Genomic DNA, 1,811 nt, shown 5'->3' with positions numbered 1-1,811 from the left:
TTGCTCTTCCGATCTTGCGGGGCGGCCCGGGCGAGCGGGCCGCGTGCAGGCCGGTCGAAACCGGCCGGTCAGCCTACGAGCTTGCGGCGATGACGCCAGAGGCTCGCGACGACCGCGATCAGGATCACGGCGAAGCCGATCAGCGACCAGCCGGGCAGCAGGATGCCGAAGATCGGCGGGTAGACGGTCTCGCACAGCCCGGCGACCTTGAACATGCCGGGGAACCACTGCGCGGGCGGCAGGCTGTCGACGATCGGCTGCAGCGTGTCGAAGCCGCAGCTGAAGCCCGGATTCATCTGGATCGTCAGGTGCCGGGCGGCCGTACCGACGCCGCCGGCCGCGGCGATCGCGATCAGCAGTTCGAGCACCCAGACACCGCGCCAGTTGCGGATCCCGGCGGCCAGGAACGCGAAGATCCCGATCGCGCAGAAGAAGTAGCGCTGGATGATGCACAGCGGGCACGGATCTTCGTTCTTCACGTACTGCAGGTACAGCGCACCGGCCAGCAGGGCGATGCACACCCATCCGAGCAGCATCAGCAGGCGGCGTTCGCGGCGGATTGCGAGCGTGTAGTCGTTCATGTCGGCGGGGTTCCTCGTGGGTCGGTCCGGAAAACAATCGCGCGATTTTAGCGCGAACGGTCTGGCACGAAACTGACAGCGCGCATGCGGCAACCTGCCGCACCGCGCGCCTTGTCCGCCGGCAGTCGGTTGGCTGCGCTCAGCGGATCGTGTTCAGCACGGCCTCGACCGCCTGGCCGATCGCGAGCAGTGCGTCGTCGCGATGCGGTGCGGCCGCGAGCATCAGCCCGACCGGCGCCGCGTCGCGCGGATGGCAGGGCAGCGACAGCGCGCACGCGTCGAGGAAGTTGAACGCGCTCGGGTTGCGCAGGATCAGCGCGTTGGTGCGCGTGAACGCGGCGTCGTCCGCTTCGAGTTTGGCGATGCGCGGCGGCACGACCGGCACCGTCGGCGCGACGAGTGCATCGAAGCGCGACCAGACCGTGTGCGCAGCTTCGTCGAGCATCGCGGTGCGCGCGGCGAGCAGGTCGAGATAGTCGGCCGCGGTTGCGGGTTCGCCCTTCAGGATTCGCGTGAGCACGCGCGGGTCGTACTGGTCGCGGTGCTTGGCGAGCAGCGGGCGATGCCATGCGTAGGCCTCGATCGGCGAGAAGCCGAAGCGGTTGACGTCCGGCAGCCGGTCGAGTGCGGGAAAGCGCACTTCCGTGACGATCGCGCCGGCGGCTTCGAGATGCTTGAGCGCGGCGTCGAGCGCGGCCGCGACGTCGGCATCGACGCCGTCCGTCACGTAGTTCGTCAGCACGCCGAGCCGCACGCCTTCGAGCGGCCGGGCGGCCGGCACGTGCGGTTCGAGGCCCGCGAGCATCCGGTCGACGAGCGCGCAGCAGGCGACCGTCAGGCCGATCGGGCCGAACGAGTCGAGCGTCGTCGACAGCGGCACGCCGCCTTGCGTCGGGATCCGGCTTGCGGTCGGCTTGAAGCCCGTCAGCCCGCACAGTGCGGCCGGAATGCGGATCGAGCCGCCCGTGTCGGTGCCGAGCGCGACGGCGGCCATCCCGTCGGCGACGGAAGCGGCCGCACCGGACGACGAGCCGCCGGAAAGCCGTGCGGCGCCCGGTACGTCGCGGTGGTACGGCGAGCGCGGATGGCCGAAATGCGGATTCAGCCCGAGCCCCGAGAACGCGAATTCGCTCATGTTGGTGCGGCCGACCAGCACCGCGCCCGCGCGCTTGAGCCGCGCAACGGCGACCGCATCGGTGCGGGCGGCCGGCGCGCCGTCGAGCACGCGCA

2 protein-coding genes are annotated in these 1,811 nt (G+C 70.6%); both read right to left on the bottom strand.

Translation table 11 applies throughout. The annotated features are described in order from the left end of the window. Positions 1 to 68: 68 nt before the first annotated feature. On the bottom strand, positions 69 to 581 hold the full coding sequence (locus G3N93_RS39370; protein ID WP_011351308.1) for a disulfide bond formation protein B: 513 nt from the start codon (positions 579 to 581) through the stop codon (positions 69 to 71). A 139-nt stretch (positions 582 to 720) separates the two neighbouring features. After that, positions 721 to 1,811 (bottom strand): amidase (locus tag G3N93_RS39365; RefSeq protein ID WP_206135456.1); only part of this gene is annotated, 1,091 nt, incomplete at its 5' end.

The sequence above is a fragment of the Burkholderia sp. Se-20378 genome (assembly GCF_017104665.1).
Lineage (GTDB): Bacteria > Pseudomonadota > Gammaproteobacteria > Burkholderiales > Burkholderiaceae > Burkholderia > Burkholderia lata.
This window is presented reverse-complemented; position numbering and strand designations above follow the sequence as displayed.

Coding starts and splice junctions, on each gene's coding strand:
- G3N93_RS39370 (WP_011351308.1), bottom strand. CDS start 581: ATGAACGACTACACGCTCGCAATCCGCCGCGAACGCCGCCTGCTGATG.